Source organism: Glutamicibacter sp. NPDC087583 (genome assembly GCF_044743685.1).
GTDB lineage: Bacteria > Actinomycetota > Actinomycetes > Actinomycetales > Micrococcaceae > Glutamicibacter.
Genome location: NZ_JBIUWY010000011.1, coordinates 35,274 through 61,635, shown reverse-complemented (window position 1 = coordinate 61,635; position 26,362 = coordinate 35,274). Strand labels below are relative to the sequence as shown.

27 protein-coding genes are annotated in these 26,362 nt (G+C 61.7%); 14 read left to right on the top strand and 13 right to left on the bottom strand.

Annotated elements, in window-relative coordinates; translation table 11 throughout:
- The first annotated feature begins 205 nt into the window (after nt 1-205).
- The 6 genes from ACIOU9_RS17570 to ACIOU9_RS17545 all read left to right on the top strand — a co-directional run bounded on the left by ACIOU9_RS17570 (nt 206) and on the right by ACIOU9_RS17545 (nt 7,800).
- Nucleotides 206-2,179 (top strand): M13 family metallopeptidase, encoded by a 1,974-nt coding sequence (locus ACIOU9_RS17570; RefSeq protein ID WP_402697723.1) that lies wholly within the window; start codon nt 206-208, stop codon nt 2,177-2,179.
- Between the two features lie 137 nt (nt 2,180-2,316).
- Nucleotides 2,317-3,831 carry a lysine--tRNA ligase gene (gene lysS, locus ACIOU9_RS17565; RefSeq protein WP_332488537.1) on the top strand — a complete coding sequence of 505 codons (1,515 nt, stop codon included), beginning with the start codon at nt 2,317-2,319 and terminating at the stop codon, nt 3,829-3,831.
- 2 nt (nt 3,832-3,833) lie between these two features.
- Nucleotides 3,834-4,001 carry a hypothetical protein gene (locus ACIOU9_RS17560; RefSeq protein ID WP_166650875.1) on the top strand — a complete coding sequence of 56 codons (168 nt, stop codon included), beginning with the start codon at nt 3,834-3,836 and terminating at the stop codon, nt 3,999-4,001.
- A 137-nt stretch (nt 4,002-4,138) separates the two neighbouring features.
- Nucleotides 4,139-4,459 (top strand): Lsr2 family protein, encoded by a 321-nt coding sequence (locus tag ACIOU9_RS17555; protein ID WP_105659017.1) that lies wholly within the window; start codon nt 4,139-4,141, stop codon nt 4,457-4,459.
- A 269-nt stretch (nt 4,460-4,728) separates the two neighbouring features.
- Nucleotides 4,729-7,242: an ATP-dependent Clp protease ATP-binding subunit gene (locus ACIOU9_RS17550; RefSeq protein ID WP_105659016.1), complete on the top strand. Its 2,514-nt coding sequence runs from the start codon at nt 4,729-4,731 to the stop codon at nt 7,240-7,242.
- A gap of 90 nt (nt 7,243-7,332) precedes the next feature.
- A complete protein-coding gene (locus ACIOU9_RS17545; RefSeq protein ID WP_402697722.1) occupies nt 7,333-7,800 on the top strand; it encodes a hypothetical protein in 468 nt (155 codons plus the stop codon).
- Nucleotides 7,801-7,832: 32 nt separating this feature from the next.
- Here ACIOU9_RS17545 and ACIOU9_RS17540 read toward each other — a convergent pair whose 3' ends face one another.
- From ACIOU9_RS17540 to ACIOU9_RS17525, 4 genes are read right to left on the bottom strand one after another with little or no spacing between them, the layout of a single operon-like run.
- A complete protein-coding gene (locus ACIOU9_RS17540) occupies nt 7,833-8,279 on the bottom strand; it encodes an iron chaperone (RefSeq protein WP_402697721.1) in 447 nt (148 codons plus the stop codon).
- A complete protein-coding gene (locus ACIOU9_RS17535; RefSeq protein ID WP_402697720.1) occupies nt 8,276-8,698 on the bottom strand; it encodes a VOC family protein in 423 nt (140 codons plus the stop codon). The genes ACIOU9_RS17540 and ACIOU9_RS17535 overlap by 4 nt, the downstream gene beginning before the upstream one ends.
- 48 nt (nt 8,699-8,746) lie before the next feature.
- The gene (locus ACIOU9_RS17530) at nt 8,747-9,091 is read right to left on the bottom strand and encodes a helix-turn-helix transcriptional regulator (RefSeq protein WP_219844379.1); all 345 of its coding nucleotides are present in this window, start codon (nt 9,089-9,091) and stop codon (nt 8,747-8,749) included.
- A gap of 57 nt (nt 9,092-9,148) precedes the next feature.
- The gene (locus tag ACIOU9_RS17525; protein WP_400344113.1) at nt 9,149-10,366 is read right to left on the bottom strand and encodes an MFS transporter; all 1,218 of its coding nucleotides are present in this window, start codon (nt 10,364-10,366) and stop codon (nt 9,149-9,151) included.
- Between the two features lie 130 nt (nt 10,367-10,496).
- Here ACIOU9_RS17525 and ACIOU9_RS17520 point away from each other — a divergent pair, with 130 nt between their 5' ends.
- Nucleotides 10,497-11,006, top strand: coding sequence for an amino-acid N-acetyltransferase (locus ACIOU9_RS17520; protein ID WP_105659010.1), 510 nt, complete (start codon nt 10,497-10,499; stop codon nt 11,004-11,006).
- 5 nt (nt 11,007-11,011) lie between these two features.
- Here the strand turns inward: ACIOU9_RS17520 and ACIOU9_RS17515 are convergent, their stop codons facing one another.
- Both ACIOU9_RS17515 and ACIOU9_RS17510 read right to left on the bottom strand, forming a co-directional pair.
- Nucleotides 11,012-11,812, bottom strand: coding sequence for a DUF1206 domain-containing protein (locus ACIOU9_RS17515; protein ID WP_105659009.1), 801 nt, complete (start codon nt 11,810-11,812; stop codon nt 11,012-11,014).
- 64 nt (nt 11,813-11,876) lie between these two features.
- A complete protein-coding gene (locus ACIOU9_RS17510; RefSeq protein ID WP_105659008.1) occupies nt 11,877-12,785 on the bottom strand; it encodes an A/G-specific adenine glycosylase in 909 nt (302 codons plus the stop codon).
- A gap of 123 nt (nt 12,786-12,908) precedes the next feature.
- On the opposite strand from ACIOU9_RS17510, the gene ACIOU9_RS17505 reads away from it, so the two are divergent.
- A complete protein-coding gene (locus ACIOU9_RS17505) occupies nt 12,909-13,526 on the top strand; it encodes a hypothetical protein (protein ID WP_105659007.1) in 618 nt (205 codons plus the stop codon).
- A 6-nt stretch (nt 13,527-13,532) separates the two neighbouring features.
- Here ACIOU9_RS17505 and disA read toward each other — a convergent pair whose 3' ends face one another.
- Genes disA through ACIOU9_RS17490 form a run of 3 tightly spaced genes read right to left on the bottom strand, consistent with a single transcriptional unit; the run spans nt 13,533 to nt 17,099 of the window.
- Nucleotides 13,533-14,606, bottom strand: a complete 1,074-nt coding sequence (gene disA, locus ACIOU9_RS17500) for a DNA integrity scanning diadenylate cyclase DisA (protein ID WP_105659006.1) — start codon at nt 14,604-14,606, stop codon at nt 13,533-13,535.
- A 34-nt stretch (nt 14,607-14,640) separates the two neighbouring features.
- Nucleotides 14,641-16,035, bottom strand: coding sequence for a DNA repair protein RadA (gene radA / locus ACIOU9_RS17495; protein WP_105659005.1), 1,395 nt, complete (start codon nt 16,033-16,035; stop codon nt 14,641-14,643).
- 35 nt (nt 16,036-16,070) lie between these two features.
- On the bottom strand, nt 16,071-17,099 hold the full coding sequence (locus tag ACIOU9_RS17490) for an aromatic acid exporter family protein (RefSeq protein WP_286134711.1): 1,029 nt from the start codon (nt 17,097-17,099) through the stop codon (nt 16,071-16,073).
- Between the two features lie 326 nt (nt 17,100-17,425).
- Here ACIOU9_RS17490 and pstS point away from each other — a divergent pair, with 326 nt between their 5' ends.
- The 6 genes from pstS to ACIOU9_RS17460 all read left to right on the top strand — a co-directional run bounded on the left by pstS (nt 17,426) and on the right by ACIOU9_RS17460 (nt 22,427).
- On the top strand, nt 17,426-18,541 hold the full coding sequence (gene pstS, locus ACIOU9_RS17485) for a phosphate ABC transporter substrate-binding protein PstS (protein WP_402697718.1): 1,116 nt from the start codon (nt 17,426-17,428) through the stop codon (nt 18,539-18,541).
- A 119-nt stretch (nt 18,542-18,660) separates the two neighbouring features.
- Nucleotides 18,661-19,596, top strand: a complete 936-nt coding sequence (gene pstC, locus ACIOU9_RS17480) for a phosphate ABC transporter permease subunit PstC (RefSeq protein WP_105659002.1) — start codon at nt 18,661-18,663, stop codon at nt 19,594-19,596.
- Nucleotides 19,596-20,735, top strand: coding sequence for a phosphate ABC transporter permease PstA (gene pstA, locus ACIOU9_RS17475; protein ID WP_105659001.1), 1,140 nt, complete (start codon nt 19,596-19,598; stop codon nt 20,733-20,735). The genes pstC and pstA overlap by 1 nt, the downstream gene beginning before the upstream one ends.
- Nucleotides 20,736-20,782: 47 nt before the next feature.
- Nucleotides 20,783-21,562 (top strand): phosphate ABC transporter ATP-binding protein PstB, encoded by a 780-nt coding sequence (gene pstB / locus ACIOU9_RS17470; RefSeq protein WP_105659000.1) that lies wholly within the window; start codon nt 20,783-20,785, stop codon nt 21,560-21,562.
- Between the two features lie 203 nt (nt 21,563-21,765).
- Nucleotides 21,766-22,230: a hypothetical protein gene (locus tag ACIOU9_RS17465; protein WP_105658999.1), complete on the top strand. Its 465-nt coding sequence runs from the start codon at nt 21,766-21,768 to the stop codon at nt 22,228-22,230.
- Nucleotides 22,230-22,427: a helix-turn-helix transcriptional regulator gene (locus ACIOU9_RS17460; RefSeq protein ID WP_105658998.1), complete on the top strand. Its 198-nt coding sequence runs from the start codon at nt 22,230-22,232 to the stop codon at nt 22,425-22,427. The genes ACIOU9_RS17465 and ACIOU9_RS17460 overlap by 1 nt, the downstream gene beginning before the upstream one ends.
- Here ACIOU9_RS17460 and ACIOU9_RS17455 read toward each other — a convergent pair.
- The 4 genes from ACIOU9_RS17455 to ACIOU9_RS17440 all read right to left on the bottom strand — a co-directional run bounded on the left by ACIOU9_RS17455 (nt 22,424) and on the right by ACIOU9_RS17440 (nt 26,250).
- Nucleotides 22,424-23,452 carry an inorganic phosphate transporter gene (locus ACIOU9_RS17455; protein ID WP_105658997.1) on the bottom strand — a complete coding sequence of 343 codons (1,029 nt, stop codon included), beginning with the start codon at nt 23,450-23,452 and terminating at the stop codon, nt 22,424-22,426. The genes ACIOU9_RS17460 and ACIOU9_RS17455 overlap by 4 nt on opposite strands.
- A gap of 5 nt (nt 23,453-23,457) precedes the next feature.
- A complete protein-coding gene (locus ACIOU9_RS17450; protein ID WP_286134404.1) occupies nt 23,458-24,072 on the bottom strand; it encodes a hypothetical protein in 615 nt (204 codons plus the stop codon).
- 237 nt (nt 24,073-24,309) lie between these two features.
- Nucleotides 24,310-25,521, bottom strand: a complete 1,212-nt coding sequence (locus ACIOU9_RS17445) for an MFS transporter (protein ID WP_332727355.1) — start codon at nt 25,519-25,521, stop codon at nt 24,310-24,312.
- Between the two features lie 63 nt (nt 25,522-25,584).
- Complete coding sequence (locus ACIOU9_RS17440) at nt 25,585-26,250, bottom strand: hypothetical protein (protein ID WP_105658994.1); 666 nt, start codon at nt 26,248-26,250, stop codon at nt 25,585-25,587.
- Nucleotides 26,251-26,362 lie beyond the last annotated feature (112 nt).

Here is a 26,362-nt window from a genome sequence, read left to right as displayed (position 1 = left end):
TGAGGGTGTGGGAGAGTAGGTCACCGCCGGACTTAACTTGAGTAGATGGTTTGAGGCCCTGGTACCGTTTGGTGCCGGGGCCTCACCTGTTTAACTAGACTATTTAAGCCGTACGCGCATCGGCGGTCCTCACCCTTCCTATCTTCATGGAAGTAGATAAGGTGTGTAGTAGAAATAACAAGATCTTCTACACGAGGGGCTTTCCTTGACCACCGAGACTACGAGTCCACTGACATACCGCGACGATTCAATTCGTCCCCAGGACGATCTCTACCGCCATAGCAATGGCAAGTGGTTCGAGACAGCAACGATTCCAGGAGATCAAGGAATATACGGGTCCTTCATGGAACTCCGCGACCAGGCTGAGGCTGCGGTCCACGGAATCATTAATGATGCAGTGCAGAAGGTCGATTCCGGTGCAGAAACTGACGCCGCCACCCAGCGCATTGCCCGCCTCTACAGCTCATTCATGAATGAAGCCGTTATCGAAGAACGCGGTGCAGATCCGGTTGCTGTCTTCCTGAATACTATTTCGGATATCCAGAACACCGAACAGCTGCTCGAAGTATGCGGTTTCTTCCAGCGCAAAGGCATCAGCGGCTTCATGGATATCGGCGCGATGAACGACGCCGGCAATCCGGACCGGAACCTGCTGACCTTCCTGCAAGGCGGCCTGGGCCTGCCCGATGAGTCCTACTATCGCGAAGAGCAGTTCGCTGAAACCGTATCCGACTACCAGGATCACCTTGGCCGCCTGCTGGCCCTTGGCGGTATTGCTGATGCCGAAGCCGCGGCCGCAGATGTCGTAGCGCTCGAGAAGGCCATGGCCTCGCATCACTGGGACCGGGTCAAGGTCCGCGATGCTCAGGCACGCTACAACCTGATGTCCGATGAGGAGCTTTCCGCGCTTTTCCCGGGCGTGAGGACCTGGCTGGCAGGCGCCGGCATTGAGACGAAGTACTACAGCGAAGTTGTCGTCTGGCAGCCAAGCTACCTTCAGGGATTGTCTGAGCTATTCGGCTCCCAGCCGCTGGATGCCTGGAAGAACTGGTTGCGGGTCCAGGTGCTGCGCTCGTTCGCTCCCTACTTGTCCAGCGCATTCGTCAATGAGAATTTCTCCTTCTACTCGGCCAAGCTCGGTGGCGTGGAACAGCTCAAGGAACGCTGGAAGCGAGGTGTCGCATTCACCGAAGGTGCTGTTGGCGAAGACATCGGCCAGCTGTACGTGGCTGAGCACTTCCCTGCAGAGGCCAAGGACGCCATGGACGCGCTGGTCCAGCGACTCATCGAGGCTTACCGCATCTCGATCAGCGAACTGTCCTGGATGGGACCGGAGACCATCGAAAAGGCACTGGATAAGCTTTCCAAGTTCCGTCCGAAGATCGGCTACCCGAACCAATGGATCGACTACTCTGCCATCCAGACTGATGAACTGGACGTCATCGCGAATATTGCCTCGGCGAACGAATTCGAGTTCGCTCGTGAACTGAAGAAGATCGATGACGGGGTGGATCGCGAACTGTGGTTCATGTTCCCCCAGACGGTGAACGCCTACTACCACCCGCTGCTGAACGAAATCGCGTTCCCAGCGGCAATCCTGCGCCCGCCATTCTTCGACGTGAACCGCGACATCGCCTCGAATTTCGGCGGCATCGGCGCGGTCATCGGCCACGAAATCGGCCACGGCTTCGATGACCAGGGCTCGCAGTTCGATGGCACTGGCCAGTTGACCAATTGGTGGACCGATGAGGACCGGGCTTCCTTCGAGAAGCTGACCGCCAAGCTGGTGGACCAGTACAACGCGCTGTCCCCTTCAGAAGCCCCGGAACACAACGTCAACGGTGCACTGACCTTGGGCGAGAACATCGGCGACCTCGGTGGATTGGGCATTGCCTACAAGGCCTACAAGCTCGAGTTGGCCGCCCTTGGCATACAGGAAGATGAAGTGATCGACGGCATCACCGGAGACCAGCGCTTCTTCTACTCCTGGGCCGAATGCTGGCGCACGCTGATTCGACCGGAGACCGCGGTGGTACGCGTGACCACCGACCCGCATGCACCCGGGGAGTTCCGCTGCAACCAGGTGCCGAAGAACCTGGCATCCTTCCACGAGGCCTTCGGCACCAAGCCCGGCGATGGCATGTGGCTGGATCCAGCTGACCGCGTAGAAATCTGGTAAACCGCATAACTGAATGGATAGGGCAGGGCAAAGCCAGCTTTGCCCCTGCCCTATCCTGCGTTGCGGGCCAAGATCACTGTGTAAGGCTGATCATGAAGGGCTTCAACTGCACGCGATGACACGTAGAATGGTCTATTGTGACTTCCGAAAATAATTCCGCACAGGCCCCAGATCCAAACGATCAGCGACAGGTGCGCACCGATAAGCGCAACCAGCTGCTGGCCAAGGGCGAGGAAGCCTACCCGGTAGGCATAGCTCGCACCCACTCGTTGCAGGAAATCCGCGACAAGTACGAGCACCTCGAAGCTGGTGAAGAGACCGAAGACGTCGTCGGCATTGTCGGCCGCATCGTTTTCATGCGCAACACCGGCAAGCTGTGCTTCGCCACCTTGCAGGAAGGCGGCCAGAAGGGCGAAGGGGTTCGCCTGCAGGTCATGCTCTCGCTTGCCAACGTTGGCGAAGAGCGCCTGGCCCAGTGGAAGTCGCTCGTCGATCTGGGCGACCATGTGTTCGTGACCGGCAAGGTCATCTCCTCGCGCCGCGGCGAGCTGTCCATCATGGCAGACGCTTGGGAAATGGCTTCCAAGGCCCTGCGCCCATTGCCGGTGCTGCACGCCGATCTGAATGAAGAGACCCGCGTGCGCCAGCGCTACGCCGATTTGATCGTGCGCAACGAGGCCCGCGAAATGGTCTACAAGCGCGCCGCGATCGTCCGCGCCGTACGCAACACCCTGGAGAACCGTGGCTACGTCGAGGTTGAGACCCCGATGCTGCAGCTGGTTCACGGTGGCGCTTCGGCCCGTCCATTCAAGACGCACCTGAACGCCTTTGACCAGGAAATGACCCTGCGCATCGCAACCGAGCTGTACCTCAAGCGGTGCGTCGTTGGCGGTGTTGACCGCGTCTTCGAAGTGGGGCGCATCTTCCGCAACGAGGGTGTCGACTCGACCCACTCGCCGGAATTCACCACCTTGGAATCCTACGAAGCCTACGCCGACCAGTACGTCATGGCCGATCGCATCAAGGAAATCATTCTCAATGCCGCTGATGCCATTGGTGCCGGCCGCACCATCGAGACCCCCAAGGGCACCGCTAACCTGGACGGCGAATGGCGCTGGGTCAGCGTCTACCCTGGCCTTTCCGAAGCTGTCGGCGTGGAGATCACCCCGGAAACCGAAGCTTCGGTGCTGCGCGAAGTCGCTGCGAAGCACGAAGTTAAGATCGATCCAGCCTGGGGCGCCCAGAAGCTGGTCATCGAGCTGTTCGGCGAAATCGTCGAGCCGACCTTGATCGATCCGACCTTCGTGTGCGACTACCCGCCACTGGCACAGCCGCTGGCACGCCCGCATCGCTCGAAGCCGGGAGTCATCGAGGCCTGGGACCTGATCATCGGCGGCATGGAGCGCGGTACCGCGTTCTCCGAGCTGATTGACCCGGTGATCCAGCGCGAGCGCCTGACCGAGCAGTCCCTGATGGCTGCTGGCGGCGATCCGGAAGCAATGCAGCTTGACGAAGACTTCCTTCGTGCATTGGAATACGGTGCACCGCCGATGGGCGGTATCGGTTTAGGTATCGATCGTCTGGTTATGCTTTTCACCAACGTCGGTATTCGTGAAACTATTCTGTTCCCACTCCTAAAGCCGGAGGCATAGGAATGCCATATATTGAGGCGATCGTCCCGACAATCGGCCTGGCGCTGCTTTTCTGGTACGTGATGAAAGCAATTACAAACGCGGATCGAAAAGAACGCCAAGCTGAAGCTGAAGCTGATGCGCTAATTCAAAATCGCTCGGATTCTAATAATCCAGTAAACGAGAATTAGTCTTTCCTGAAAGAACCTTGTGAATTCTGATGATAATTAGAGTTTAGTGCGGCTATTTGTATATGCTTGTTGTTTGAAATGGGCTGATGATCGAATGTCAGTTGGTCCAGTACATTCAAGCTCGGAGGAATTCCTAAATGGCACGTCAGGTTCAAATTGCCCTGATCGACGATATTGATGGTAGCGAGGCGACTGAATCTATTGCATTCAGCGTCGCTGGTCAGCATTTTGAAATCGACCTGAACGACGAGCATGCTGCTCAGTTCCATGCAGCCATCGAGCCGTACATCGATGCGGCGCGCTCGTCGAAGCAGACTGCAGCGAGCGAAGCTCCAGCAATCCGCGCATGGGCGAAGGAAAACAACATCAAGGTCAACGCACGCGGACGCCTTAATGCAGAAGTTGTAGATGCCTACAATGCTGCAATGCGCAAGGGCGGGCGAAACCGCGCGAAGTAATTTGCGGGGTTTTCAACAAGTCTCAATATAAGAGCCGGCACGCAATGCGTGCCGGCTCTTATTCTTATAACGACGTTCGTAATTCATCCAATACTTTCATTGAACATCGCAATATTGGTGAGCCAAGTAAATCCGGAAATTAATTGCACCTCAATTACGGATTTCCGGTACCAGGGGACCGCTTCGGTTATCCCTGTGGCGAACAAGGGCGCATTGCCGGCGCTTGGTGCGTAGCATCGAATTATTGGTAAGCAAGGAGTGTGCCGAAGATGTTTGAGAGATTTACCGACCGTGCCCGTCGAGTTGTCGTGCTCGCCCAAGAAGAGGCGCGCATGCTCAACCACAACTACATCGGCACCGAGCACCTGTTGCTCGGTCTAATCCACGAAGGCGACGGTGTCGCCGCAAAGGCGCTTGAGTCGCTGAATATTTCGCTGGGTGCCGTTCGTGAGCAGGTTCAGGAGATTATCGGCAAGGGCCAGCAGGCGCCTTCCGGTCATATCCCGTTCACTCCTCGCGCCAAGAAGGTTTTGGAGCTCTCGCTGCGCGAAGCGCTGCAGCTGGGGCATAACTACATTGGTACCGAGCACATCCTGCTCGGCCTGATCCGCGAGGGCGAGGGCGTCGCAGCCCAGGTCCTGGTGAAATTGGGTGCTGACCTCGGTCGCGTGCGCCAGCAGGTCATCCAGCTGCTCTCGGGCTACCAGGGCGGCAAGGAAACTGCCTCCGCTGGCGTCAGCTCGGGCGGACAGCAGGAAGGCACCCCGGCAGGCTCGGCGGTGCTCGACCAGTTCGGCCGCAACCTCACCGCAGCTGCCCGCGAGGGCAAGCTCGATCCAGTGATTGGCCGCGAGCACGAGATGGAACGCGTCATGCAGGTCCTCTCGCGCCGTACCAAGAACAACCCGGTGCTGATCGGCGAGCCTGGTGTCGGCAAGACCGCAGTCGTCGAGGGCCTGGCCCAGTCGATCGTGCGCGGCGATGTGCCCGAGACCATCAAGGACAAGCAGCTGTACACCCTGGACCTCGGTTCCCTGGTGGCCGGCTCCCGCTACCGCGGCGACTTCGAGGAACGCCTGAAGAAGGTCCTCAAGGAAATCCGCACCCGTGGCGATATCATCCTGTTCATCGACGAGATCCACACCCTCGTTGGTGCTGGTGCCGCCGAGGGCGCCATCGATGCCGCGTCGATCCTCAAGCCGATGCTGGCTCGTGGCGAACTGCAGACCATCGGTGCCACCACCTTGGATGAGTACCGCAAGAATATCGAGAAGGATGCAGCGCTTGAGCGCCGCTTCCAGCCGATCCAGGTCAAGGAGCCTTCGGTAGAGCTGACCACGCAGATCCTGCGTGGCCTGCGCGACCGCTACGAGGCGCACCACCGCGTGACCATCACCGATGGTGCACTGCAGGCCGCTGCCACGCTGGCGCACCGCTACATCTCCGATCGCTTCCTGCCGGACAAGGCCGTGGACCTGATCGACGAGGCGGGCGCACGCCTGCGCATCCAGCGCATGACCGCTCCTCCGGCCTTGAAGGAAATGGACGAGGAAATCGCCACCGTGCGCCTGGAGAAGGAAGCTGCGATTGACGCGCAGGACTTCGAAGGGGCTGCCTCGCTGCGCGATAAGGAATCCAAGCTGATTGAGGCCCGCAACGAGAAGGAGAAGTCCTGGCGCAATGGCGACATGGACGAAGTCTCCGAGGTGACTGAGGACCTTATTGCCGAGGTACTTGCCAACTCCACCGGCATCCCGGTTGTGAAGCTGACCGAGGAAGAGTCCACGCGCCTGCTGAACATGGAAGACGAGCTGCACAAGCGCGTCATCGGCCAGGACTCGGCGATCAAGGCCATCTCCCAGGCGATCCGCCGTACCCGTGCAGGCCTGAAGGATCCGAACCGCCCAGGTGGTTCGTTCATCTTCGCCGGCCCAACCGGTGTAGGCAAGACCGAGCTGGCCAAGGCGCTGGCAGAGTTCCTCTTCGGTGAAGAAGACGCGCTGATCACCCTGGACATGTCCGAATACTCGGAGAAGCACACCGTTTCCCGGCTCTTCGGTGCTCCTCCGGGCTACGTCGGCTACGAAGAGGGCGGGCAGCTGACCGAGAAGGTCCGCCGCCGTCCGTTCTCCGTAGTGCTCTTCGACGAGGTCGAGAAGGCGCACGCCGACTTGTTCAACTCGTTGCTGCAGATCCTGGAAGACGGCCGCTTGACCGACTCCCAGGGCCGTGTGGTGGACTTCAAGAACACCATCATCATCATGACCACCAACCTCGGTACCCGCGACATCTCCAAGGGTGTGATGACCGGCTTCCAGTCGGCCGCGGATACCAAGACCGGTTACGAGCGCATGCAGGCCAAGGTCCAGGAGGAACTGCGTCAGCATTTCCGCCCTGAATTCCTGAACCGTGTTGATGACACCGTGGTCTTCCCGCAGCTGAACCAGGACGAGATCGAAGAGATCGTCGACCTGTTCATCGCACGCCTGGCCAAGCGCCTGGAAGAACGCGAGATTACCATCGAGCTGACCCAGGCTGCCCGCAGCCTGCTGGCTCAGCGCGGTTACGATCCAGCAATGGGTGCCCGCCCGCTGCGCCGCACCATCCAGCGCGATATCGAGGACCAGCTCTCCGAGCGCATCCTCTTCAGCCAGATCGTTGCGGGCCAGAAGGTCACCGTCGACGTCGAGGGCGAAGGCGAGAGCCGCAAGTTCGTCTTCCACGCTGAAGGCGGCACCGGCCAGCTGGAAGGCGAGCCGGCACCGGCAGCACTGGAAAGCTAGGCCGCAGAGGCATAACCCATAGCCGTGGAACTGGCAACGTTCAGTTCCACGGCTATGGGCTTTAATCCGGCCATGTCGTAGGCTCAACACATGAAGAAGCGAAGCAAAGGGCAACAGCTGATTGCCGCTTCCTGCCTCGCAGTCATGGCCTATTCAGCCCTGTACCTTCTCCTCCGTCTCCAGCTTCCTGGACAATTGGTGCGCCATGCCGGCACCGACGGAGCCGGGTACGGCCCAACGTGGCTGGTGGTGCTGGTGATTGGTGCCGCGGGCACGCTCCGTATTGCCATCGGCATCATTGCCTACCGCGACTTCACCTCATTGGGGCACTGGAACCCGGGACCGAAATCGATTGTGGTCTGCTTCCTGGCCGCTGGCTTCGGAATCCTCGGACTGGGCGCTGCCATGCTTCTCGCTGCCATGGGAGAAGACGCCGCGCAGCAAGGCACCCTGCCTATTGGCATGGGACTGCTTGGGCTGATCGGGGTCTTCGCGCTGTCCGCCTCGCTGCTGGCAGAGGCATTGCCCCAGGCGGAACAAGAAAGCCTCGACGCCTGAAGGGCAATCGAATCCCTCCGGGCGTGCTGGGCTTAGCCGGCCACCGCCTTGGCTACCAACTCGGCAAGCATTTCTTCGAGCTGCCCATCAAGCGCGGTAATGGCGAACGAGGTGGGCCATAGGGTGCCCTCATCCAGCTGCGCAACATCGTTGAAGCCGAAAGTCAGGTAGCGGGTACCGAACTTCTTGGCATCCTGCATGAAGCACAAGATCTTGCCGTCCAAGGCGTAAGCGGGCATGCCATACCAGGTTTTCGGCTCCAATTCCGGAGCCGTCTCGGTGATGATCCGGTGCAGCTTCTGCGCAAGCACCTTGTCGTTGCCCTCGAAGGAAGCAATCTTCTCTTCCACTTCCTTGCGGGCCTGTTCCGCCTTCTCGGCTTTGGTCATGCGCTTCTTCGAAGTGCGCACCTCAGCGGCCCGCTCTTTCATCGCGGCCTTCTCAGCGGCTGAAAAGCCTTCTTGTTCTGAACTGCTCATGCTTCTTCTCCCTGAACTGCTTGGTTGATACGGACCATATTTCCCGAAGGATCGCGGAAGGCGCAATCGCGCGGACCCCACGGTTGCTCCATTGGCTCCTGCAGGACTTCAGCGCCCGACGCGCTCAAAGTTTCAAAGACCTTGTCCAGATCATTGGTGGACAGCACCAGCGGGCCGATCGCTCCCTTGGCTACCAGCTCGGCCAGGGCCTGCGCATCGGCAGCTGACCGGCCAGCGCCCGGAGCCGAAAGCACCAGGTTGGTGCCGGTGCCGTCGGAGCCGCCAAGGGACACCCAGCGGAAGCCGCCGTTGGCGACATCGGAGACGACCGTGAAGCCCAGCGCATCGCGGTAGAACGCGAGCGCCTCATCGACATCGAGCACGGTCAAAGGGACATGATTGATTGAAATGCTTGCCATGACTCCAGCCTAGGGAGCGCCGACCAGATAGCGCTTCTTCAAAACTGCTCAGAATCTCTCGGGACGCAAAAGGATCTTGGCGATGCAGGCAGGGATCTGCTCGGTGGCTGAATGGTCCCGTTCCCGGTATGACGAGGGAGTTTCGCCGACCACTTCGGTGAAGCGCGTGCTGAAGGAACCCAGAGAGGTCCATCCCACTTGCATGCAAGCATCTGTTACCGAGACCGATGCGCGCAGCAGATGCATGGCGCGCTCGATACGGCGGGTGAGCAAATAGGCATGCGGGGTCTCGCCATAGGCCCGCTTGAACTCCCTGGAAAAATGAGCAGGAGACATGGAAGCACGCTGGGCCAACGCAGGCACATCCAATGGTTCCGCATAGTGCCGGTCCATCAGGTCCCTGGCCCGGCGCAAGTGCGCCAGGGTTTTCAGCGCTTCGGCATCCACCGGCTAGCCCCGGTTCCTGGCTCGCAGGACAAGGAATGCACCCAGCACCGTTGAGCACAGGTAGATCCCGGTGACGGTGATCCAGCCCGCGGTGAAGCCACCGGCCGAGCCGACCAGCAGGCCCATGGCCAAGGGCCCCACGGTGAAACCGCCAAACTGGCCCGCCGAGACGATTCCGCTGGCACTTCCCAGGCGGCTTGCGGGGATCACCCGCAGCAAGCCCGCCATCAGCACTACCGAAACTCCCAGGGCCGAGGCCCCGTGCAGGCAGACCGCTAGCCAGAGCAAGGCCACCGAGTGCAGCTGCTGGGCCATCAGGAAGCTGGCACCGCCCGCAGTGGCCAGCGACGCCAGCAGCAGCAAGAGCTTAGGCGCTGATACGCCGCGTGACATCATCTGCCCCCATCCGACGCGGGCGGAAACGCCAATGACGCCAGCGACCGCGGCGGTCAGGCCGCCAGCGACCAAGGAGAAGTCCAGCTCGCGGACCGCAAAGAGCGCCAGGTAGACGTTGGTTGCCTGTACGCCGACACCGTTGATGAAACCGAATAGGGCCAGCGCAAAAATGACGAACTTCGTGGAGGGGGCGGCCGCAGCCACCGGCTGGCTCGCGCCCGCTGCCGCCTTCTGCGGGGCAGGCGCGGCGAGCACGGGGGTTGCGCGGATAACCCGTACAGCGATCACCGCGAGGACCGCGGCGAGCACGGCGCCGGCCAGCGATGCTCCGTTCCAGCCAATGAATGCAGCCAGCAGCGGGAACCCCACGCTGCCTACGAGCTGCGAAACCTGCACGCCAGACTGCTTGATGCCAGTCCACGTGATGCGCTGGGCACTAGGGACGCGCTGGGCCAGAATGCGGTTGGTGACCCCGTTGGGGAATGACTGGGCGAAGCCGGCCAGGCCGGAAGCCGCCAGGAGCAAGACGTAGCCTGCGGGAATGGCTGCCAAGCCCAGCGCGACCGCCGTCGTGCCGAAGATCAGCAGGACCAGCCTGGTATCCGGTTGCCTGTCGGAGAACTTCCCGAAGACGGCGTTACCCAGTGCGGCGCAGCCGAAGCACACTGTCGCCAACAGGCCGAACTGGGATTCGGTGATTCCCAAATCCCTGATGACCAGGTCGCTGGTGGCGTTCAACCCGTAATTAAGCAGGGGAGCGATGCCGACGGCGGATAGGAGGATGGCAAGCAACCCGAATCCGGGGCGTGCTGTTCTAGCTGGCATCCTCATCCTTGCTCCAGTGCGACTTCAATGTTCAAGTTTATCTTGGCACACCGTGTTGCGGGATGTTCCTTCAATGACATATCCGGCATCTGCTTCGATTCTGCAAACGGTGGGGCATAGGATTTAGAACGTGAACTCTTTTACCGTCCGCTCAGCCAGAACCAGTGATGTCAACGCTATCCGCAATCTTGTGCGCCCGTTGGCCGAGGAACGGATCCTGCTGGATAAGGAAGCGGTCACCTACTACGAGTCCATCCAGGAATTCCTGGTCGCCGAGGACGCGGACGGCAATGTTGTCGGCTGCGGCGGTTTGCACGTCATCTGGGAAGACATCGCCGAAATCCGTACCTTGGCGACCTCGGGCGAGCTGCGTGGCAAGGGCGTAGGCCATGTCCTGCTCTCCGAACTCTTGGAACGTGCCCGGGAAGTCGGGGTTGGCCGCGTCTTCTGCCTGACCTTCGAAGTGGATTTCTTCATACGCCAAGGCTTCAAGGTGATGGCTGACCAGAGCGCCGTGGATCCAGCGGTATACCAGGAGATCCTGCTCTCCCGGGATGAAGGCGTTGCTGAATTCCTGGACCTCGCCCGCGTGAAGCCGAATACCTTGGGCAACACCCGGATGATCATTACGCTGGACTGATACTTCTAGTCCATCCGGTCGTAGCGCGCACGGAATACCAGGTACAGCGCGTAGCAAACCAGGCCCGCACCGATAGCAACCAGGGCAACCGGCCCAAACGGCTGATCCTGGATGGCCTTCAGCGCGCCATCGATGCCGCTGGCCTCTTCCGGGTCGCGCTGTACCGTGGCCACGATGAAGAGCAGGCCCACGGCACCGAGGACTACGCCTTTGGCAGGATAGCCCAGCATGCCCGAGTACTTGATCGCGCGCGATACCTCGGTATTTCCGGAACCGGAGAGATCCTTCAAGAACTTCCGGGTGGCACCCTTGTAGATGTAGTAGCCGGCCATGGCCAGCAGCCCCAGGCCCAAGGCGATCAGCAACCCCCGGCCAAGTCCGGTCTTCATCATTTCTCCGCTGAAGCTGGTGGCAGTCTTTCCCGAATCACTGGGAATTCCCACCGCAAACCGCCCAAAGGTGAAGCCGACAGCCAAGAAGGACACCGAGATGGCCGCGGACTTGAGCCTGCCCTTCAGCTCGTTTTCGGGCAAGAAGGCCTGCGCCAAGGACCATAGGCCCAGCAATAGTGCGCCGATTGCGCAGATCCACAGCAAGACCATGCCGAAAGGCTGCTCTGCCAAGGCGCCCATGGCTCCGCCCTGATCGGCTTCCGCCTTGCCGCCGGCAGCGACGAAAGCTGCGAGGATTCCCACGGTTGCGTGAAGTACGCCGTTGGCGACGTATCCCAGGCGTGCGGCGCGTTCGAACCATGGGTGCTTGGCTACGTGGCGAACAGCAGCGGCCGGATCAACTGAAGCGTTCATGGGCTAAGCATAGGTAGGCATCAGGGCATAAAGCTAGCCGCTTCTGGCTCGTTCCGGGCCGATGCTACGAAGGCAGGCGGATTCCATCTTCTTCGGCGATCGCCAGGCCATCTTTGAGCAGCCCGGCCAGTGCCCGTTCACGCTGCTCCAATGGTGATTGCAATTGGTCAAGCGCCACATACCTTGCATGCGATTCATGGGACAGCTCGGCCAGGAAGGACTGCTCTGGCACCGCCTGCTCATGCTCGCGCAGGATCGCCATGATGGCGCCGCGGACCTGCCGGTCCGTACCCTTCCAAGCTTGTCCCTTCGGGATGTAGTGCGGGGCCGGCTGCCCCTGGGCAATCCATGCGCACTGCTGGAAGACCGGGCATTGCTCGCACTTCGGGCTGCGAGCGGTGCACACCAGGGCACCGAGTTCCATTACCGAAATATTCCACAGATTCGCTGCCTGATGATCCTCGGGCTGGACTTCTGCAGCCCGGGCGAATTCACTGGCACGCGGGCTTGGCTCGGGTAATGCCATGCCGCCAAAGAGCCGTGCATGCACGCGGCGAATGTTCGTGTCCACGACAACGGTGCGCTCGCCGAAGGCAAAGCAGGCAATGGCGGCCGCGGTGTAGGAGCCGATGCCCGGCAAGGCCAGGAGCTCGGCTTCGGTGCGCGGGACTTCGCCGTTGTACTCGGTGGTGATCTCCACGGCGGCGGCATGCAAGCGCTGCGCGCGCCGCGGATAGCCCAGCCGTCCCCACGCTTTCAGTGCTTCGGACAGCGGTTCCGCAGCCAGATCCTGCGGCCGTGGCCAGCGGCGCATCCATTCTTCCCAAACCGGCAAGACACGAACTACCGGAGTCTGCTGGAGCATGAACTCGCTGACCATGACTTCCCAGCCGCTCACTCCGGGGCGTCGCCAAGGCAGGTCGCGGGCGTTCTCTAGGTACCAGGTGTTGATGGTGTTGTGGATTTGCTGCACCCCACCACTCTAAGCCAGCGCACCGCCCGCCCGGAATCAGCGGGAATGGATTGCAGAACGTGATTTGCCCTGGATCCTACGCCATTACCGGCTTCGGGCAGGCAAATGAATTAGCCTTAAGCCATGAGCAACGCATCAGGGGGGAAACCATCGGCCAGCGTCTACCGGCGCAGGCGGATCACCGTGGCAGTACTTGCCCTGGTGCTCGTCGGCCTGCTTGTCTGGGGCGTCGTTGCGCTGGCCGGATTGTTCTCCCCTGATGAGAAGAAAACTGCAGGCAATGAGCCAAGCGCCCAGCAAACCCAGTCGGTTCCTTCGCCATCGCCAGAGCCGGAAGACGACGAAGCTGCGGCCAAGAAGTGCAAGAGCGACGAGGTCGAGATTACTGCGACTACCGATGCGAAAAGCTACGCCTCGGACAAGAAGCCGACCTTGCTGCTGGGCATCGAAAATGTTTCCAAGCGCGAATGCGAATTGAACGTCGGAACCACGCAGCAGGAGTTCCTGGTTTCCAGCGGCGCGGACCGCATCTTCTCCACCATCGATTGCCTGGATGGCGCAGAAGATGTGAATCTGGCCTTCAAGCCGGGGCAGAAGGAGAACGCGCGCTTCACCTGGAACCGCGAGCGTTCGGCTCCCGGGTGCAAGTCGGTCAGCGTGCAGCCGCGTCCGGGAACCTACAAGTTCACCGCCGCTATCGGCGACTTCGTTTCGGAGCCGGTCACCTTCACCTTGGAGTGAAAACGCCTAGATGTAGCGATCCAGCAACGAGGATTCGGCCATGCGGGCCAGCCCTTCCCGGATGGAGCGTGCACGCTGCTCGCCGACGCCCTCGATTTCCATGAGCTGGCTGGTGGACGCTGCCATGAGCAGCTGCAAGTTATCGAAGGACGCCACCAGGCGGTCCCCGACCAGCTTGGGCACCGTGCGGATCTGCGAAAGCAGGCGGTAGCCCTTCGGGGTCAGCTGGTCGTCTTGGCCAATGGTGGAGTGCGGGAACAGGATCTTGGTCAGGCCATCAAGCTCAATGAGCTGGGCATCGGAAACTTCATGCAGCGTCTCCAGGGCACGCTCGATATCCAGCTCCTGGCCTTCAGCGTCGGAATAGTCCCGCAGGAGCAACTGGTTATCCGCCTGGATGCCGGAGAGCAATTCCGCATGCTGGGCCGCCAGCAGGCGCCCATCGATGCCCAGCTCCAGCACGTAGCGGGAGATTTCTTCGCTGGTACGGCGCAGCATCTCGGTGCGCTGCAAGACAGCGAGCACTTCCCGCGCGGTGGCGACATCTTCAATTTCCGCAGCTGACAGGGCGCTGGTGACCTGGTCCAGGCGGTGGCGGTACCGTTCCAAGGTAGCAATAGCCTGGTTGCCGCGGGCCAGCAGGCGCTCGGCTGGCTCGAGCACATGGCGCTCGCCGTCGGCATAGAGGGTGATGGTCTGCATGGACTGCGAAACCGAAATCGTCGGGAACCCGGTTTGCGCGGCTACGCGTTCTGCCGTGCGGTGGCGGGTGCCGGACTCCTGGGTTTCAATCTGCGCATCCGGCATCAGCTGCACGCCGGCCTGCTGGATCTGGCGTCCTGTGCCGTCCAGAATGATCGCGCCGTCCATCTTGGCCAGTTCGCGGATGCGTGTAGGCGTGTATTCGGTGTTGATCCTGAAGCCGCCGGAGCTGATCGACTCCACGAGCCTGTCATGGCCCAGCACTATGAGAGCGCCAGTACGGCCGCGCTGGATCCGTTCAAGACCCTGGGCGAGCTCGGTACCCGGGGCAATCTGGGCCAGAACGGCAAGGAATCCGGGGGTTGGGTGCGCTTTCAACTTGCGTCCTTTCGGCGGGCAGCAACAATCAAGTTTATCCTGCGGGCTTCTGTCGCTGGTTAAACGCAATATCCAGCGCCTGCGCGATGTTCTCCACCTGGAATACGCGGATGCCCTCGGGGATATTCTTCAACGGTTCCGGGGTGGCCGGAGCCATCGCGAAAGAGAAGCCCAGACGCTGCGCCTCGGTGATGCGCCGTGAGATTTCCGGTACTTGCCGAACTTCGCCGGCCAAGCCGACTTCGCCGAAGGCCACGAAGTCCTGCGGCAGCGGGAATTCATTCATCGAAGAAGCCAATGCCAGCGCGCAGGCCAGATCCGAGGCGGGTTCGGCAATTTTCACGCCACCCACGGTGGCGATATACGAGTCCATGGACGACAGATCCATATGCGCGCGGGCCTGCAGCACCGCCACAACCATTTGCGCCCGCGCGGCATCCAAGCCACTGGTGGCCCGGCGGGCAGCAGGGGCATTGCTGCGCGAGAGCAAGGTCTGCACCTCGGCAACCAGCGGCCGGCGGCCCTCCATCGTGACGGTGATGCAGGTGCCCGGCACCGGGGTGCGGGTTCGGGTGACGAAAAGCTTGGAAGGATCGGTCAGCGATTCAATGCCGTCTTCATTCAAATCGAAGCAGCCCACCTCGTCGGTGGCTCCGTAGCGGTTCTTCAGCGCGCGCAGGATGCGCAACCGCGAATGCTTCTCGCCATCGAACTGGCAGACCACGTCCACCAGGTGCTCGAGCAGCCGTGGGCCGGCGACCGAACCTTCCTTGGTCACGTGGCCGACCATGATGGTGGACATGGCTCGGGTCTTGGCCGCGTTGATGATCGAGGCAGCGACTTCGCGCACCTGGGAAACGCCGCCGGCAGCGCCGTCCACCTCTGCCGAGGAGAAGGTCTGCACCGAGTCCAGGATCAGCAGCTGCGGATCGATCTCCTGGATCTGGCCCAAGGCCAGAGCCAGGTCGGTTTCGGCGGCCAGGAACAGCGTATCGGCGATGGCGTTGATGCGTTCGGCGCGGGACTTTACCTGCGCGGCGGACTCTTCACCGGTTAGATAGAGCACGCGCAAGCCGGTTTGCGCGGCTTTCGCGGCAACGTCCAAGAGCAGCGTGGACTTGCCCACGCCAGGTTCGCCGGCCAGCAGGATCGCGGCTGCCGGAACCAGGCCGCCACCGAGCACGCGGTCAAGTTCGGAGACGCCACTGGGGCGGAAGGCCGCTTCGGAGCCGTCAATCTGCGCGATCGGCTTGGCTGGGTGGGCCACCTTGGCCGCGGCTACGGTACGGGCGGAGACGACACCCACTTCTTCGACAGTGCCCCAGGCCTGGCATTCGCCGCAGCGGCCCACCCACTTAATCGTGGTCCACCCGCATTCAGAGCATTTGAACGATGCGGAAGACTTGCTGCGAGTGGAGGTTTTGGCCATGGCTCAATGCTATCGAGCTATGCGGACATTTTCGTTCAGGACAGCTTGGGCAGCACTTCGATGGCTTCTTCGTGTTCGCGGCCTGCCGCTTCGAGCAGATCCACCACCATCGGGCGCAGCAGCAAGACCAGGCCTTCGCCCTGGAGCCCCTCAACTCCCAGGGCGCGCGGATCCAGCTGGGCGGCGACGCCTTCGAGCTGCAGCTGGGCGGCCTTCTCGTATTTGCGTTGGCCAGCCACCGTGGTTTCGCGCACCGAGTGCGCCAAGGTGTTGACCGCCTCGGATAGCTCGCGCATCAGGGGAGCCAAGGTTTGCGCGCCTTCCGGGGTCAGTGCGCTGTTGCTGAGCACGGAGGCAAGGCGCCGGGCGAAGACCCGCGAGTTGCGGGCGGCCCAGTCGTAGTGGTTGAAACGCTTGGATAGCCGGTTCAGTTCATGGCGGTGGCGACGCCCGGTGGGGGAAATCGTTGCGATTTCCTTCGAAGCGCGGAAGGCGGCTGGCAGCATATCCAGGTACTTCTGGGTTCCGCGAGCCTTGATCAGTGCGTGGAAGGCTGCGCGCCGGTCATCGTCGCGGATGGCCCAGGCGCATTCCAAAAGCGCTTCGGAGAGCTCCTTGAACAGATCCGATAACGCGGACACCGGGCTGCGCCGCGGGTCGGTAGGCCAGAAAATAATCACCAGCAGGGCAAGCAGGGACCCGGTCAGGGCATCGATGGAACGGGCAAATGGCCCATCCGCGCTGATGGGCAGCAGCACTACCAGTGCCGATTGCATGCCCAGCTGGGTGGAGAAGATGGCACCGGAATCCAAATAGCGGGCAATGACCAGACTCAGCGACATCACCAGTGCGGCCTGCCAGATCCCCTGCCCGAACCAATGCATGAGGGTATCGCCCAGCGCCACCCCCAGGGTGCACCCCAGGGCGACTTCGGCGGTTTTGCGCACGGTGGTGGAGGCGCCGAAGCCCAGGGAAACCAGTGCGCTGGTGGCTGCGAAAATCGGCTGGGAATGTCCCCAGATGCTTTCGGCGATCCAAAAGGCTCCGATTGCGCCAAGCGTCATGCGCAGGATTCTAGGCAGGGAGTTGCGCGAGCGTATCAGCCCAGCGCGATTGCGCTGCGCTATGAATCCGAATAGATGCGCTGGCATGCGCTTCACTTTCCGCCCAGTTGCCATGGCTTCAGTCTTCCACGTGTTCGGCGGCAGGTGGCAGAAGCTGCCGGGATATTGCGCTGGTGAGCAGGATCACTTGGCTTCGGGTATGTTGTTAACCTTATGTTCACCTTTGCCGGGGGAGCTGGTTACTTTCGATCTTTAACGTCGTAGATGAAGCGGGAAGAAGCCGCTGAAGGTTTTACATCGATCTACCAACATGGGGAGTAAATCTCGTGAAGCTCAATCGCTTTGGCAGCGCAGCTGCTGTTCTTTCCGTAGCGGCGCTCGCGCTGACCGCTTGCGGCTCGGATAACCCAACCGCCGCAGCAGGTTCTGAAGGTGCCGAGGCGTCGGCAGCATCCGGTGTCACCGGAACCCTGACCGGCATCGGCGCATCCAGCCAGAACTCGGCCATGGAAGCATGGACCACCGGCTTCAAGACCGCCAACCCGGAAGCCAACGTGCAGTACTCGCCAGATGGCTCCGGCGCAGGCCGCGAAGCATTCCTGGCCGGTGGCGCGCAGTTCGCCGGCTCGGATGCATACCTGAAGGAAGACGAAGCCGAAAAGGCCAAGGAAGTTTGCGGCCCAGAAGGCGCATTCAACATCCCGGCCTACGTTTCGCCGATCGCGATCGCTTTCAACCTCGAAGGCGTTGAAGAGATCAACATGGACGCAGCCACCATCGCCAAGGTGTTCAAGAAGCAAATCACCAAGTGGAACGATGAGGCTATCGCCAAGCAGAACGAAGGCGTTGAACTCCCGGACACCGCAATCACCGTGGTGCACCGCAATGATGAGTCCGGTACCACCGAGAACTTCGTCGAGTACCTGAAGGCCGCAGCGGCTGACGTTTGGAGCTACGATGTTTCCGGCGACTGGCCAAGCGACATCCAGTCGGAGAATGCCAAGGGCACCTCTGGCGTGGTTTCGACCACCACCTCCACCAACGGCGCAATCACCTACGCCGACTTCTCCGCAGTGGGCGGCCTGTCCACCGTGAACGTGAAGGTCGGCGAGGAATACACCAAGATTTCTGCTGAAGCAGCTGCCAAGGCCCTGGAGACCGCAACCCCAGTTGAAGGCGCAGCCGAGAACGACCTGGCTCTGGACCTGGAGCGCGACACCACCGAAGCGGGCACCTACCCAATCGTCCTGGTTTCGTACCACATCTTCTGCAGCAGCTACAAGGACCAGGCGACAGCCGATCTGGTCAAGGCCTTCGGCAACTACGTCATCTCCGAAGATGGACAGAAGACCGCGCAGGCTTCGGCAGGCAACGCCCCGATCTCGGCAGCCATTGCCGAGAAGGCAAAGAAGTCTATCGACGGCATCACCGTCGCCGAGTAGTACCCCGCCGGGCAACCGGCACCAGGTGCGGGTGGACGAACTCACCCACCCGCACCAGCAGTACCCCTCCACCCCCGCAGTGAAAACTGCACCACCCCCGTTTCGTAAAGGCTCTAGCCATGACTACCAATGCTTTGACAAGCAAGTCATCGACTTCCGGCCGCGCTGGTGACAAGATCTTCTCCGGTGCCGCCCTGGGCGCCGGTGTCCTGATCCTGATCACGCTCTTCGCGGTCGCGGTCTTCTTGCTGATCCAAGCCCTGCCGACGTTCTTCGCCGATCCGGCGGAGATTTCCGGCGGCGCAGGATTCTTCGCTTACATCTGGCCGATTGTTATCGGCACCGTGATCGCAGCGGCTATCGCGCTGCTGATCGCCACCCCGATCGGCATCGGCGTGGCGCTGTTCATCTCGCACTTCGCTCCACGCAAGGTCGCAGGCCCGCTGGGCTACCTGATCGATCTGCTCGCCGCGATCCCCTCGGTGATCTACGGCGCGTGGGGCTACATGGTGCTCGCTCCGGCTCTGGTTCCAGGCTACGAATGGCTGGCCAAGAATCTGGGCTTCATCCCCATCTTCGAAGGCCCCGCCAGCCAGACCGGCAAGACCATGCTCACCGCCGGCATCGTGCTGGCCGTGATGGTGCTGCCGATCATCACCTCGCTGAGCCGCGAGATCTTCTTGCAGACTCCCAAGCTGCACGAGGAAGCCGCGCTGGCACTGGGCGCAACCCGCTGGGAAATGATCACCACCGCGGTGATCCCGTTCGCCCGTCCGGGCATCATTTCCGCCGTCATGCTGGGTCTGGGCCGCGCCTTGGGCGAGACCATGGCCGTTGCGCTGGTGCTCTCCACCGGCAACCTGATCCCATCGCTGATCAAGACCGGCAACCAGACTATCGCCGCGGAAATCGCCTTGAACTTCCCTGAGGCCTTCGGCCTGCGCCTGGCAGAGCTGATCGCCGCCGGCCTGGTCCTGTTCCTGATCACCCTGGTCGTGAACATGATCGCTCGTGGAATCATCGCCCGCCACAAGGAATTCTCGGGAGCTAACTGATGAGCACCATGACTACTAACCAGAGCAACAGGCCCGGGGCCCCGACTCCACCGGTGCGCAAGCGCAACTCCTTGGCCAAGGGCAAGCTGCCGAAGTGGGCCATCTGGGCGATCGCCGCAGGCGCCATCATTGTCGGCGCGGCAGCGTCCACGCTGACCGGCTTCAACGTTGCCTCCTTCGCCATCTACTCGGCGCTCATCTTCCTGGTGGCCGCCTCCGTGATCACCACCGCAGCTGAAGGCAAGCGCCGCGGCAAGAACGCGATGTGGACCTACCTGATCTACGCGGCGTTCATCGTCGCCGTGATCCCGCTGGTATCCGTGCTCTATACGGTGCTGGAAAAGGGCATGCCGGGCCTGAACAGCCACTTCCTGTTCAGCTCCATGAACGGCGTGACCGGCGCGGTGGACAATGAATCCGTCGCCAATGGCACCCCGGTAGTCGGCGGCGCGTACCACGCGGTGATGGGCACCTTGCTGATCACCCTGTGGGCCACCTTGATCTCCGTTCCAGTGGGCATGCTGACCGCTGTCTACCTGGTGGAATACGGGCAGGGCAAGGCGCTGTCCAAGGCGATCACCTTCTTCGTCGACGTGATGACCGGCATTCCTTCGATCGTTGCCGGCCTGTTCGCAGCGGCCTTCTTCGGCATGATCCTGGGTCCGAACGCCCGCATGGGCATCGTCGCGGCGGTCGCGTTGAGCGTGCTGATGATCCCAACGGTGGTCCGCTCCACCGAGGAAATGCTCAAGATCGTTCCCAACGAACTGCGTGAAGCTTCCTTCGCGCTGGGCGTGCGCCGCTGGCGCACCATCTTGAAGGTCGTCATCCCGACCGCGATCTCCGGCATCGCCTCGGGCGTCACCCTGGCCATCGCCCGCGTGATCGGCGAGACCGCGCCAATCCTGGTCACCGCAGGCATCGCAAGCCAGATCAACATGAACGTCTTCGCAAACTGGATGTCCACGCTGCCGACGTTCATCTACTACCAGATCCTGACTCCGACCAGCCCGACGAACATCGACCCGTCGGTGCAGCGCGCCTGGGCTGCTGCCCTGCTGCTGATCTTCATGGTCATGGCTTTGAACCTCATCGCCCGCCTGGTCGCTTCGATCTTCGCCCCAAAGAAGGGCCGTTGAGCTAAGGCTCCGGTCCGGACAAACCCGAACTTTTCAAGGATTACATCATGGCAAAACGCATTGACGTCAACGACCTGAACGTCTACTACTCCAAGTTCCTCGCCGTTGAAGGCGTCTCGATCAACATCGAGCCGAAGTCCGTCACCGCTTTCATCGGCCCCTCGGGCTGCGGCAAGTCCACCTTCCTGCGCACCCTGAACCGCATGCACGAGGTCATCCCGGGCGGCCGCGTCGAGGGCCAGGTCCTGCTGGACGGCGATGACCTGTACGGCGCCGGCGTCGACCCGGTCACCGTGCGCAGCCAGATCGGCATGGTCTTCCAGCGTCCGAATCCGTTCCCGACCATGTCCATCAAGGACAACGTGCTCGCCGGAGTGAAGCTGAACGGCCAGCGGATTTCCAAGTCCGATGCCGATGCCCTGGTCGAGAAGTCGCTACGCGGCGCCAACTTGTGGAACGAAGTCAAGGATCGCCTGGACAAGCCGGGCTCGGGACTCTCCGGCGGCCAGCAGCAGCGCCTGTGCATCGCCCGCACCATTGCGGTCAAGCCGGACGTGATCCTGATGGATGAGCCTTGCTCGGCATTGGACCCGATCTCCACCCTGGCTATCGAGGACCTGATCAACGAGCTGAAGAACGACTACACCGTAGTGATCGTGACCCACAATATGCAGCAGGCTGCACGCGTGAGCGACAAGACCGCGTTCTTCAACATTGCGGGCACCGGCAAGCCGGGCAAGCTCATCGAGTACAACGACACTGCAGCCATCTTCTCCAACCCGGAGCAGAAGGCCACCGAGGATTACGTCTCCGGACGCTTCGGATAAAGATTTCGGATACCGCCGCTCCTTGAGCCGGCGGTAGACGGACCGGAAGGGGGGTCTTCCGGGGATCCTGGAGGGGATCACCGCCAGCGGCGCACCGATTACGGTGCGCCGCTGCACTTTAACTATTCATGTAAAGCACCCTTGACTGTAAAGCACGCTTGTCAGTAAAGTGTGGTTTACATCAATAGGGATAGGGGACAACGATGGATTCAAAAGCAGTTGGCCAGAGCAAATGGGGCCGTTCGCGCTTCGGTGGCGGGTCGGGCGCCCTGATTGCCGTCAGCCTCAGCGCAGGGGCAGTGCTTTCAGCCGGTGCAGGTGTGCTCTTCGCCCGGCTGAACGCCCCGGAGCATTTCGTCTTGGCAGCGTTGCTCATGGCCGCTGGCTTGCTGCCGGTGCTTTCTACAGCTTGCTGGGCGTTGCTGCTGGATCGCGACACCCTGCGCGGTGCCACAAGGAACCCCGAGATATCGGTGGAGAGCCAGTGGTATGACCGAGCTGCCATCGGAGTGTTCCAGGATTTGCTGTTAGTTTGCGGCCTCGGTGGTGCAGTGTTTTCGTTCATTCAGATCCAAGCATCACTTGGCCTCGTTCTGGCTGGTGTCGTGCTGCTGGCGTTGCTTGACTTCGGAATCCGCTATTTCATCATTAAGCGGGCAGAAAGCTAGTGGAGAACAATCTCAGTGCATACCGCAGGGAACGCGGGTTCTCCCAGCAAGCATTGGCCGACCTGCTGGGCGTCTCCCGGCAGACCGTCATCTCGCTTGAAAAAGGCCGCTACGACCCGTCCCTGCCGCTGGCATTCAAGCTCTCGGCGGTCTTCGGCTGCAAGATCGAAGACCTCTTCATTCCGGGCGAAGACTAGGCGTTGCCCAGCAGCGGGTGCACCGCCAGGGTGAGAATCGCGCCGCAGGCAACGCAGGCAATCGGGGTCAGCACCCAGTGCAGCAGCACCTTGGTGACATTGCGCCACACCACCGATTCGAAAGACTGGTTATTGCCGGCACCGACGATGCCGCTGGTTACCGCCTGCGTGGTGGACAGCGGCAGGTGCAAGACGAGCGAGCCGAGGAACAGCATTGCCGCGGCTACGCCCTGGGCGATCATGCCGCGCAGCGGATCGAAGTTCACCAGCCGGCGGCCGAGCGTATAGGTGATGCGCCATCCGCCCAGGAGCACGCCAAGCCCCAGTGCCGAGGCCGCGGCCAGCTGGATAGCCCATGTCACGGGCCCCGGGTCCATTGCATGACCGGTGATCAGCACCAGTGCGATCATCGCGCCGGTGCGCTGGCCATCTTGCAGCCCCAGTCCCAGAGCCACGGCGCAGGCGGTGATGGCCTGGCCTGCGCGCGAGCCGTTGTTGACCGAACGCGAGGAGTTGTGGCGCATCAGCCAGGTCGCCGGAATCACCAGCGCATAGGACAACAGGTAGGCGATGACCGGGGTGATCAGCATGGGCAGCAGCACCGAGCCGAGCAGCAGACCCCAGGCCCCGGACATCGACAGGTCGCCCATGAAAGCCGAGGCGCCGCTGGCGCCCACCAAGCCGGAGAACAGCGCATGGGTGGAACTGACCGGCAGGCCGCGCCACCAGCAATACAGGCCCCACGCGCCGGCGGTCAGCAGGCCGCAGATCAGCAGCTTCAATCCGACGACGCCATCGGGGAGATTGAAGTTCAGCTTGTCCACCAGCGCCACGCTCAGCCCCGAGGTCGCCAAGGTGCCGAGGAAGGCGAATACCGCCGCCACAGAGACCGCAATGGCCGGGCGCAGCGCCCTGGTGCGGACGGAGGCCGCAACGGCCGTAGAGGAATCCCTGAAGCCGTTGAGCACGCCATAGCCCAGGGTCAGGACGATCGCGAATCCGGTGAGGACCGAAAGGATGGTCATTTCCCCTAGGACTCCTTCACCAGCACGCGACCCAGGTGGTCGGCGAACTGGCGCAGGGTGTTGGCGGTAAGCATCAGGTGGTCGGCCACGCGCTGGTGGCGGTGGATGGTCCCTGGCTTGGCGAACTTCGCGATCTCATTGACCCACACCAGGTGGGTTCGGGCCGCGCGCTTGGAGAACTGCAGCATCTGCAGCCAGTTGTCTTCCAGGTCATCGAGGTTATGCAGGCGCTGGACCGAATCGGAGGCCAGCTCGGCCAGCTGCGAAATGAGTTCAAGCTGCTCCGAGGAACGCTCGGAAAGCGGGGTGGAGCCAACGGTCATGATCAGTTCGCCGGTGCCGCGCAGCTGTTCCATGGTTTCGTGCAGCAAGCGCGAAAGCGTGTACATGTCTTCGCGGGGAAGCGGGCTGATATAGCTGGTTCGCAGGTGGGTGAGCACCGCGTGCACCAGATCGGAGGCCTCGGCTTCCGCGGAGGCCAGATCCCGCAGCTGGTCCGCACGGGTATCGGGTGAGCCGATCATCTCGGCGACATTGGCAACGGAGGTGCGAATGGTCGTCGTCAACCCGCACAGCAACTCGATGCCGCGCGAGGCGGAGGGAAAGATCTGGAACTTCACTTTACGGCGCACCATTCGATTCGACGGCTATTGGTACCAACGCAGAACAGTTTACGACCTGGAAGTTAACACCGGGTATTTGAAGGTGCCGGACCGGGAACGCCTCTCGGCGGAAGGCCGCTCGAAGCGGCAGAATTTTGGAGCCCGGGGTTACCAGCGGCCCGGCACCGTTACCTAGTGTTCTCGCCCTACCGGTGTGCTGTCAACCGCAGGGCGGCGCTCGTGCGTTTTCTCACGCTAGCGGCGCACGCTCTTCTCCGCTCCGCTCAGGCAGAGCAGCGCGCAGCAGAACCAGATCGCTCCCGCCGGCCCCAAACCCGCGGCGACCGTACTCGAGATGATCGGCAAAGCTACTTGTCCGACCCGGTTTCCCATGAGCCGCACGGCCAATGCGGCACCGCGGTCCACCGCCGGCACCGAGGTGGAAATCATGGTCATGGTCATCGGCTGGCCCAGGCCCAGGAAGAAGCCGCCGACCAGCAACGCGGCCCCGGAGGCCCACAGCGAATCGATGAAGATCGGGGCCAGCGCGATGGCTATGCCCGAAATGTACAAACTGGTGACCAGCAGGTGGTTGCGTTCGAAGTGGGCCGAGAGCTTGGGGATGAACAGCCGGGAAACTACCGAAGCGAAACCTCGAATGGCCAAAAGCACACCAACATCTTCGGGTGTGACGCCATGTTTCTCCGCCACCAGCGGCAAGAAGGCCGTGAGGATGTCCAGCATGGCCAGCAAGGTCATCGAGGCGAACATGTGCGAAGCCATGCCCTTGATGCGCAAGACCGAGGGAATGGAGGCTTCGGACTTCGCCGGGCGGGTTTGCGGCGCCGTCTTGGAAATCCTCGGCTGCCAGCTCGGAAGCAAGAAGGGGACAGCTAGCAGCGAGCACCCGGCCGCAATCCACAGCGACAGGCTGATGCCGGCGATGCGCTCAGGGGAGACGGCATCGGTACCGGAGCCGAGCACCAATCCGCCAATCAGCGGCCCGATGAATTGCCCAGCCGCGTAGGCGGCCGTGAACCAGCCAAAGCCCTTGTCCAGATCGCTGTCGGGGAAGAACCGGGCGATGGAAGATTGCCCGCCAATGGTGAACATCAAGTGCCCGAGCCCGAGCACGGCACTGGCCAGCGCCACGGTCAAGGCATTCGGGGAGAAATTGATGCCGATGCCGCCAGCGGCCAAGAGGGCCACGCCGGCAACCATCAGGAACCGGATCCTGCGGATTCGCGAACTGGCCCGGCCCAGCATCATTGCGGTGAACAGCGGGAGGATGGCATAGGCCGCGGTCACCACGCCGACGGTGAACTCGCCGGAGCCAAAAGAGATGAGCTTATAGGTGGTCACCGGACGAATGAGGTTCAGCGCCGTTTGGGAAAGCAACGCCGTTGCGATCAAGATCAGCAACCAGCGTACCAGCCCTGAAGAGTTGGTCCTCGATGCGGCGCCCACACCCACCTGCCTAAAATTGAGGGGCAACTTCCTCAACCCATCCTAAGGGCGCGGGATCATGTTTCAGTCCAATGCGTCCTGGCGCCAAAGCCGGGCGCAGGCTTCCAGATCCACGGCGGTGCCCATCAGGGCCTTGGCCTGCTGGGTCAGCTTGGTTCCCCGATCGCTGCTGGAAAAATCCGCGGCATCGGCATGCTCGGTCATGCCCAGCGCCAGTACCCGGCAATAGGCGGCGGTGCGTTCCAAGGCGTGGGCGAAGTCGCCGTCGAAGGCGCCGGAGAGAATCGACCCGGTCATCTTCTTCATCTCCTCGGCGGTCGGCGGCTCGGCCACTCCGGCGACGATGCGTTCGACCTGGGCACGATGGGCTCCAGCCTGGAAGCGTGCAGAATGCACCTCGGGCTTGCTCATTGTTGCCGCGCGAACCGCATACAAGCGCCACAGGGCACCTGGCAGGGAGCGGGCCGGAGCCTCGCTCCACAGCTGCGCGAGCACCTCCAGCCCTTCTTCTTCGGCCACCGCAATCAGCCGGCGTGAAACTTCGGGGTCGTTGTTGGCAATGCCGCGCTGCACGAAAGCCTGGGCGGATAGATGGGCTGCCTCGGATACGCGCGCCGGATCAGCGCCTCCCTCGTAGGGCTCGAAATCTGCCGGGGCGAAGGGGCGTGGTTTGTGATGGCGGAATCCCGCATCCTGGGCAACTTTTGATCCTGCACGTGCACCTCTCATGCGCTCCAGAATACTCGCTGATCCTGAGTTCTGCGCCAACAAGTGATTTAGCTTGCAAACCCCAAGATCCAGCGGAAATTACGGGCTGCCGAATTGCGGAATACGCCGATTA

Coding starts and splice junctions, on each gene's coding strand:
- ACIOU9_RS17560 (WP_166650875.1), top strand. CDS start 3,834: ATGCCATATATTGAGGCGATCGTCCCGACAATCGGCCTGGCGCTGCTT.
- ACIOU9_RS17555 (WP_105659017.1), top strand. CDS start 4,139: ATGGCACGTCAGGTTCAAATTGCCCTGATCGACGATATTGATGGTAGC.
- ACIOU9_RS17550 (WP_105659016.1), top strand. CDS start 4,729: ATGTTTGAGAGATTTACCGACCGTGCCCGTCGAGTTGTCGTGCTCGCC.
- ACIOU9_RS17545 (WP_402697722.1), top strand. CDS start 7,333: ATGAAGAAGCGAAGCAAAGGGCAACAGCTGATTGCCGCTTCCTGCCTC.
- ACIOU9_RS17540 (WP_402697721.1), bottom strand. CDS start 8,279: ATGAGCAGTTCAGAACAAGAAGGCTTTTCAGCCGCTGAGAAGGCCGCG.
- ACIOU9_RS17535 (WP_402697720.1), bottom strand. CDS start 8,698: ATGGCAAGCATTTCAATCAATCATGTCCCTTTGACCGTGCTCGATGTC.
- ACIOU9_RS17530 (WP_219844379.1), bottom strand. CDS start 9,091: ATGGACCGGCACTATGCGGAACCATTGGATGTGCCTGCGTTGGCCCAG.
- ACIOU9_RS17525 (WP_400344113.1), bottom strand. CDS start 10,366: ATGCCAGCTAGAACAGCACGCCCCGGATTCGGGTTGCTTGCCATCCTC.
- ACIOU9_RS17515 (WP_105659009.1), bottom strand. CDS start 11,812: ATGAACGCTTCAGTTGATCCGGCCGCTGCTGTTCGCCACGTAGCCAAG.
- ACIOU9_RS17505 (WP_105659007.1), top strand. CDS start 12,909: ATGAGCAACGCATCAGGGGGGAAACCATCGGCCAGCGTCTACCGGCGC.
- radA (WP_105659005.1), bottom strand. CDS start 16,035: ATGGCCAAAACCTCCACTCGCAGCAAGTCTTCCGCATCGTTCAAATGC.
- ACIOU9_RS17490 (WP_286134711.1), bottom strand. CDS start 17,099: ATGACGCTTGGCGCAATCGGAGCCTTTTGGATCGCCGAAAGCATCTGG.
- pstC (WP_105659002.1), top strand. CDS start 18,661: ATGACTACCAATGCTTTGACAAGCAAGTCATCGACTTCCGGCCGCGCT.
- pstA (WP_105659001.1), top strand. CDS start 19,596: ATGAGCACCATGACTACTAACCAGAGCAACAGGCCCGGGGCCCCGACT.
- pstB (WP_105659000.1), top strand. CDS start 20,783: ATGGCAAAACGCATTGACGTCAACGACCTGAACGTCTACTACTCCAAG.
- ACIOU9_RS17465 (WP_105658999.1), top strand. CDS start 21,766: ATGGATTCAAAAGCAGTTGGCCAGAGCAAATGGGGCCGTTCGCGCTTC.
- ACIOU9_RS17455 (WP_105658997.1), bottom strand. CDS start 23,452: ATGACCATCCTTTCGGTCCTCACCGGATTCGCGATCGTCCTGACCCTG.
- ACIOU9_RS17440 (WP_105658994.1), bottom strand. CDS start 26,250: ATGAGAGGTGCACGTGCAGGATCAAAAGTTGCCCAGGATGCGGGATTC.